Genomic DNA, 7,094 nt, shown 5'->3' on the forward strand with positions numbered 1-7,094 from the left:
GCCTTGAGCTGGACGCGCGCGGTGCGCCCGCACGCGCGCGCCGCCGCGGCGGCCTCGCGCAGCGCCCACACGCCGCTGGCCGAGACGTCGATGTCCGCCTCGATCGCCTGCCGCCACGGCCCGCCCGGCGTCCACAGCCAGCACATCAGCCGCCCCTGGTCGCCCGCCGCGCGCAGCGCGAGCGCCTCCTCGGGCGTGGCCGTGCCCAGCCAGCCCGCGCCCGCCGCACGGGCGGCGCGCGCGCACGGGACCGCGCCGTGGCCATAGCCGTCCGACTTGACCACGGCCATCAGCTCGGCGGTGGGCGCCGCTTCACGCAGCGCCCGAACGTTGTCCCGCAGGGCGGTCAGATCGACCACGGCGCGGGCGCGCATCGGTGTCTCGTCCATCTCCGTCAGTGTCTCAGGCCGATCGGTGGACNTCCCGCAGGGCGGTCAGATCGACCACGGCGCGGGCGCGCATCGGTGTCTCGTCCATCTCCGTCAGTGTCTCAGGCCGATCGGTGGACCGGAGGATGTACCGGAATGCGCGCTTCCGGAATGTGTGCTTCCAAGCGCGGAGTGCCCTCCGTTCGGGAGACTGTGGCCATGAGGATCGCCTACAGCGTCGAGACCGTACGAGCCGCTGAACAGGACCTGATGGCGCGGCTGCCCGAAGGAACACTCATGCAGCGCGCGGCAGCCGGACTCGCCGCCACCTGCGCCGACCTGCTCCACCGGATCTACGGGGCCCGGATCGCCCTGCTGACCGGCAGCGGCGACAACGGGGGCGACGCGCTCTACGCGGGCGCCCGGCTCGCCCGGCGCGGCGCCGGTGTCACCGCCGTCCTGCTCGCCCCCGACCGCGCCCACCCCGGGGGCTTGCGCGCCCTGCGCGCGGCGGGCGGACGCGCGGTGACCGCCGCCGAGGGTGAACGTGCCCTGATGCACGCCGACCTCGTCCTCGACGGCATCGTCGGCATCGGCGGCAAGGGCGGCCTGCGGGAGGAAGCCGAGCGGCTCGTCCGGCTCGTCCGCGGCACCGTCGTCGCCGTCGACCTCCCCAGCGGGGTCGACGCCGACACCGGCGAGGTGCGGGGCGCGGTGGTGCGCGCCGACGCCACCGTCACCTTCGGTACGTACAAGCCGGGGCTGCTCATCGACCCCGCCCACGAGCACGCGGGCGCCCTCCGCCTGATCGACATCGGCCTCGACCCGTACCTGCCTTCCGTCCCCGACGCGGAAGCCCTCCAGCACGAGGACGTCGCCGCCCTCCTCCCCCGCCCCACCGCCGAGAGCGACAAGTACCGGCGCGGCGTCGTCGGCGTCGTCGCGGGCTCCGCCCGCTACCCGGGCGCCGCCGTCCTCGCCGTCGCGGGCGCCCTGCGCGGCGGCGCCGGTGCCGTACGGTACGTCGGCCCCGGCGCCGACACCGTCATCGCCCGCTTCCCCGAAACCCTCGTCCACACCGGGCCCCCGGCCAAGGCGGGCCGCGTCCAGTCCTGGGTCGTCGGCCCCGGCCTCGGCGACGGCGCCGCCGCCCGGCACTCCCTGGACGACGTCCTCGGCTCCGACATCCCCGTCCTCGTCGACGCCGACGGCCTCCACCTCCTCCCCTCCGGCGGCCTCCACGGCCGCGCCGCGGCCACCGTCCTCACCCCGCACGCGGGCGAGGCGGCCGCGCTGCTCGGGGCCGGCCGTGAGGAGGTCGAGTCCGGGCGGCTCGCCGCCGTACGGGCCCTGGCCGACAAGTACGGCGCCACCGTGCTGCTCAAGGGCTCCACCACCCTGGTCGCCTCCCCCGGGCACCCCGTCCGGGTCAACCCCACCGGCACCGCCTGGCTCGCCACCGCGGGCAGCGGCGACGTCCTCTCCGGCCTCACCGGCTCCCTCCTCGCCACCGGCCTCACCGCCCGCGACGCCGCCTCGGTCGGCGCCTACCTCCACGGCCTGGCCGCCCGCCGCACCACCGCCCCGGCGGGCGCCCCGATCGCGGCGTACGACGTGGCGGCCGCGGTGCCGGAGGCGTGGCGGGACGTGCTGGGCTGACCGGTGGGGCGCCGGGGGGTGCGGGTGCGTGGGTGGGGCGCCGGGGTTCGGTGTTGGGTGCGGGTGCGGGGCCTCCGGGGCAGGGTCCTGGACTCGTATATTTTTGGCGCCAGTGCCCGGAGACGTGGAGTGGGCCGGAAACGGGCGCCACAAATATACGGAACGTCCAGGACCCCACCCCTGCGCCCCCGCCCCCTCCCGCCTCGTTGGCGGCTCCCCGCCCGGTGGCGCCGGAAAAAGGGGCGGCCCGAGGTGGGGCGTGGTCAGTAGCCTGACGGCGTGACTCTCCTGGGCTTCGACCGCTACCACGCCGAAATCGTCAAGCAGACTGAGCTGTTGAGGACGTATCTGGCCGGGGCCGACATGACGGCCCCGGTGCCGACCTGCCCGGCCTGGAACCTGGCCCAGCTCGTGCGCCACCTGGGCGGCGCCCATGGGTGGGCGGAGACGGTCGTACGGACCCGGGCGACCGAGGCCGTGTCGGACGATCCGGTGAACGACATCCCCCGCCGCACCGGCGAGGACCCCGCCGCCCTGGGCGCCCAACTCGGCGAAGGCGCCGGGCGCCTGGCCGACGCCCTGCGCGAGGCCGGGCCCGACACGGCGATGTGGACCCCGGGCCCCGGCGGAACGGCGATGTTCTGGGCGCGCCGGATGACGCACGAGACGGTGATCCACCGGGCGGACGCTGCCCTGGCGGTCGGCGCCGCGTTCCACCTGGATGAGGACGTCGCCCGCGACGCCCTCGACGAGTGGCTGACCTACAGCACCCTGCCCGAGGCCTACGAGGGCGCCCCCGCCCTGCTCGGCCCCGGCCGCGCCGTGTGTTTGCAGGCCACCGACACCGGCTCCGACTGGCTGGTCGACCTCACCGGCGAGGCCCCCGTCCTTCACCGCACCGCCCAGCACGCCGCCGTCGAGCTCCGGGGCACCCTGACGGACCTGCTCCTGCTGGTCTACCGACGCCCCGCCCCCAGCGTGAAGGTCACGGGCGACACGGCGCTGCTCGACCTGTGGCTGACGCGATCGGGTTTCTGGCTTCAGTGACGGCCTCCAAGGCCGCGATCGGACGCGACGACCTCCGGGTGAAGATCGCCGTGCAGCGGGTGCGGATGGGGGGCGAGGAATTCCGGGTGATCCGCCCGGCGGCACCGCTGAACAATGGGGCGCTGTACGAAACCGGCGGTCGCTACGAGATGTACGTCGACCGCACGGACGGTCGGCGCATCGGCACCCTGTGGCTGCTCGCGGCGCGCTCCCCGCGGTCGTTGGTCTACCTGCCGCTGCGCGCCGCCCCGACCGCCCCCGGAATCGGGTGGCGGGACGAGAAGCCGTTCGATCTCGTGCTGGCCCACAAATCCGTGCAGTTCCGGCCGTCCCGCTGGAAGCGGCTGCGCGAGCGCATCACCGCGGGCAACGCCCCCCGCGAGCCACAAACCGCGAGCGTGCCGGAAGGCGACCTCCCGTCCGACCACGTCCAGCGGAACCCGGACCTGCTCCGCCAGCACGTCCACGCCGAGACCCTGTTCCTGACGGGCACGACGAGGACGTTCCGGGAATCAGCCCGGCACGTCTTCGCCGTAACGAACGAGGGCCCACCCGCTGCCGCAACCCAGCTGTACCTCCCGGGCCCGGGCTGCAACTACCACGCCTGCCGCAGCCTGTACGTCTGGCAGAGTCCGCAGGCGCACGATTGGCAAGACCTCCACGTGACGTACGCGCCGCGCTGGGTGAGATGAGCGGCAGGTTCAGGGGCCGACGTATTCGTAAACCCCGCCCTGCGGATGGCGCAGTACGGCGCGGTGGCCGTTGGGGGTCGGCGCCCTCGGGGCCACCACCTCGGCGCCTCCCGCCACCGCGTCCTCCACCGCTGCGTCGAGGTCCGCCACCGCCAGGGTGGCCGCCACACCGGCGACTCGCCGCACAGCCTCATCCGGTCCGCTGAACAGCAGAAACGGGCCGACGCTTGCCAGCGTGACTCCGGCGAAGGCGAAACGGGATGCGGTGCTCCCGGTGAGCTTCTCGTAGAACGGCACAGCCGCGTCCAGATCCTCGACGCGCTGTCGTACGACCACTGACTCGATGGCCACGGCCTCATCCCCCATCGTGTGTTCCGCCTCGACCTGCACATTCTGTGGCGTACCAAAACGGATTGGTAGACGTCGGCCCCGCACCCCGCACCGGGCGGCCTGGGCCGCACCCTTTTGCAGGCCACCGACGCCAGCACGAGCGACGCGGCATTCCTCGACCTGTGGCTGACGCGGGCGGGATTCTGGCTTCGGTGACGCCGGTCAGCTCAGGTCGAGAACCATCACGTCATGCAGGTCGGCGCCGTCCCATGGGTGCGCCTCGCCCACCTTGCGGTACCCCCACGACCGGTAGGCCGCCTGCGCGGCCTCGACATCCGGCCGGGCATTGAGCAGCACGCGTTCCTCGGTGCCGTCGGCGAGGACCGCCTCGTGCAGCCGACGCGCCACGCCCAGGCGGCGCCACGGCGCACGCACGGCCAGCTCCATCAGCCCGAACGTCCGGCGCCCGTCCTCCCGGCGCAGCTCGTCGGTCACCGGTGTGGTGAGCCGGTCCCACCAGCCGGTCTGGGGGCTGAGCGGATAGCCGTACACGATGCCGACCGGCTCACCGTCGCCCGTGCGGGCGAGGGCTCCCCGGAAGGTCTTCTTGCGGACCTGCGAACGGAACCGCCGGAAGTTGGCCTCGACCGAGCCCGACTCCTTGTCATACGGAGGCTCCGCGAACGCCTCGGCGTAGACCAGAGTGAAGGCATCCTCGGCCCGCCCCGCTGCCGCACCGTCCATACGCTCAACAGTGATCATCGTCGGCCGCCCTCTCCCGTCGCCGTGTGGATACGGTCGATCACTTCACGTGCAGCCGGGGCATCGACGCTTACGGCAGCTCGCTCAAAGGCCCGTAGACGGCGCCGCAGCCTCGCCGAAGACACACCACCGCAAGCGTCGAGCACGCCCGTCATCTCGTGGCACGCCTCCTCGACCTCATTCGTGCGGAGCAGCGTCTGCGCGAGACGGGCCCGGTACCAAGCGGTGTTACGGGTGTAACCACCGCCGAGCCCGGAGACCGCAGAGCGCAGGAAGGGCACGGCTCGCGCGGGCTGGCCCTCCGTTGTGTAGTAGGCCGCCGTCGCATAATCCACCTCGACGGGACCGGCGAACCGCGCCCACCTCGGCACGTCGGTGTCGGTGTCCGTACGCCCCTGGTAGGACACGGCGCGGCTCAGCGCACGACGCGCGCCGGACAGATCCCCCGCCTGCCCCGCCGCGCTGGCCTCGCGCAGCGAGATCACCAGGTGCACCGTGGGCCCCGCGCCCGCCTGGTGTGCGAGACGGTAGGCACTCTTGATGGCCGACGCCGCCTCCCACATGCGGCCGGCGTCGACGGAGAGCAGGGAAAGCGTGTTGAGCGCGCGCACCTGCAACAAGGGGTCGTCGATGAGCTGTGCCGCCGTCATCGCTTCCATGCAGGCGGCGCGGGCTTCTTCGGGCGGCCCGCTGTCGTATCCGAACCATGCGCGGTGGCAGGCGGTTTCGCAGACCATGGTGTGAAGGTCTCGGCCGACCCGACTCGTATAGACACCGCCGCTCAGAGCGCGCGTAATGCCCTGCTCAAGCCGCTGGGCCCGCGCCATTGCAGGAATTCCGCCGGATCGGTGATCGACCGTGTAGAGGTCGGTAAGCCCCGCACGGAACGCCGCCACATCACTGGCGCCGATACGCGCGCCGTGCCGGTTCGGGAGGATCGCCGCTGCGGCGATGGCCCCGGAGCCTGTGACGAATGCTCGACGCCTCACCTCTTCATCGTCGCCGATCCTTCCGGCAAACGTACGCCGGTGCGAGGGAACAACGAATCCCATCTCGGCGAGCGGCAGGCCGAACATCGCCTCTAGCACGGCCTGTTGGCCCGGATGCGGTAACGGCGGAGGCGATTCGCTTTCCCACCGCCGGAGCTGGCGGACGCTCAACGAAGCGTCGATACACAGCCGGACGGCCTCCCGGACGAAGGCGGCGACGAAGCTCACTTGGGTATATCCCGCTTCCTTACGCAACCCCGCAAGCCTGCTGCCGCCACTGACCGCCATCAACGTCTCCCCACGCACATGACCGTCTACTCAGCGTAGCGAAACGTCCGCCCAAACGTCCGGCCGCACGCGGCCCACGACTCCCAGGCAGGCGCTGCACTGGTGGGGTACACGCGGGACCCCCGCGACGTTGTGCGACGTCCGGGGGCGTGGCCCACCAGCTAATGGGAGCTGATGAACATCAACCACTTTATGGCCCGCGCCCTCCAACGGGTGAGAGCCGTTTTCGCCGCTCGTCGGGAGGCCGCCGAATGGAGTCACTGACCGGCCTGCGCCTGCTGCCATGGTCCGACCCGGAGGGCAAGCCCTGCTATCTGTCGTCGGACAATGCCAACAGCCTCCTGAACCGACGGGCGGATCAGATCGAGGCACTGCAACTGTCCATGGGCACGCAACTCCTCGGCCACGCCCGCTCACTACTGGACGACCACACGGCGGACACGCGGGAACTCCGCTTCCTGGCGGAGCGGCTGTGCGAGGCACTACGCGACGTCCTGCGGGTGGCGGAGAGCAGAGGCAGACGGCTTCCTGCCTCCAGCGAAGACGAGGATCTCGGCTCTGAACGCTGACTGACGAAAGGGGCAGGGATGTCGCAGACCGAGGGTGCCCAGCTATTCCGGGAGGCGTGGATCGCGGGGGTCCGGCGGCACTTTCCCGGGGAGCCCAAGCCCGGCTATGTGACGCCCTGGGAGGAGACCCCGGAGTGGGAGCGGGCGGCTGCCGGGGCGGTGTATGCGCAGGTGCGGCATTTTCTTGAGGTGAGCGAGGGGCATGCGGCGCGCCTTACGCGGGAGCAGAAGGGGCGCTTCGTCGCTACGTGCTGGACCGCGCAGATGTACCGGCACTTCGAGTACGTCGCCGACTGACCCGATCTCCCCGACTGGCAGCGGGAGACGGACGCGGACAGCGGACCGGAGCCCGGGACCACCGGGGGGGGGGAGCCGCCGACGGCGGGAGGG

The 7,094-nt window shown here is 72.3% G+C and carries 8 protein-coding genes and 1 pseudogene; 5 read left to right on the forward strand and 4 right to left on the reverse strand.

Going from position 1 to position 7,094, the window contains the following annotated elements; all coding sequences use genetic code 11:
- Positions 1–389 (reverse strand): alanine racemase (locus tag EEJ42_RS08185; RefSeq protein WP_184502995.1); only part of this gene is annotated, 389 nt, incomplete at its 3' end.
- A 198-nt stretch (positions 390–587) separates the two neighbouring features.
- Between EEJ42_RS08185 and EEJ42_RS08190 the strand changes: the two genes are divergently transcribed.
- The 3 genes from EEJ42_RS08190 (at position 588) to EEJ42_RS08200 (ending at position 3,766) form a co-directional block, all read left to right on the forward strand.
- Complete coding sequence (locus EEJ42_RS08190) at positions 588–2,027, forward strand: NAD(P)H-hydrate dehydratase (protein ID WP_123099308.1); 1,440 nt, start codon at positions 588–590, stop codon at positions 2,025–2,027.
- Between the two features lie 279 nt (positions 2,028–2,306).
- Positions 2,307–3,074 carry a maleylpyruvate isomerase family mycothiol-dependent enzyme gene (locus EEJ42_RS08195; protein ID WP_123099309.1) on the forward strand — a complete coding sequence of 256 codons (768 nt, stop codon included), beginning with the start codon at positions 2,307–2,309 and terminating at the stop codon, positions 3,072–3,074.
- A complete protein-coding gene (locus EEJ42_RS08200; protein WP_123099310.1) occupies positions 3,071–3,766 on the forward strand; it encodes a hypothetical protein in 696 nt (231 codons plus the stop codon). Before EEJ42_RS08195 ends, EEJ42_RS08200 begins: the two co-directional genes overlap by 4 nt.
- Positions 3,767–3,775: 9 nt before the next feature.
- Here EEJ42_RS08200 and EEJ42_RS08205 read toward each other — a convergent pair whose 3' ends face one another.
- From EEJ42_RS08205 to EEJ42_RS08215, 3 genes are all read right to left on the reverse strand, one after another.
- Positions 3,776–4,117, reverse strand: coding sequence for a VOC family protein (locus tag EEJ42_RS08205; RefSeq protein WP_123099314.1), 342 nt, complete (start codon positions 4,115–4,117; stop codon positions 3,776–3,778).
- Positions 4,118–4,318: 201 nt separating this feature from the next.
- A complete protein-coding gene (locus EEJ42_RS08210; RefSeq protein ID WP_123099311.1) occupies positions 4,319–4,840 on the reverse strand; it encodes a GNAT family N-acetyltransferase in 522 nt (173 codons plus the stop codon).
- 14 nt (positions 4,841–4,854) lie between these two features.
- A complete protein-coding gene (locus tag EEJ42_RS08215; RefSeq protein WP_123099312.1) occupies positions 4,855–6,135 on the reverse strand; it encodes an NsdA family TPR-like regulatory protein in 1,281 nt (426 codons plus the stop codon).
- 251 nt (positions 6,136–6,386) lie between these two features.
- On the opposite strand from EEJ42_RS08215, the gene EEJ42_RS08220 reads away from it, so the two are divergent.
- Positions 6,387–6,704 (forward strand): hypothetical protein, encoded by a 318-nt coding sequence (locus tag EEJ42_RS08220; protein WP_123099313.1) that lies wholly within the window; start codon positions 6,387–6,389, stop codon positions 6,702–6,704.
- 18 nt (positions 6,705–6,722) lie between these two features.
- Positions 6,723–6,998, forward strand: a pseudogene (locus EEJ42_RS08225) (hypothetical protein); the annotation flags it as partial.
- Positions 6,999–7,094: the final 96 nt, after the last annotated feature.

It is taken from the genome of Streptomyces botrytidirepellens, assembly GCF_003721215.1.
Classification (GTDB): Bacteria; Actinomycetota; Actinomycetes; order Streptomycetales; family Streptomycetaceae; genus Streptomyces; species Streptomyces himastatinicus.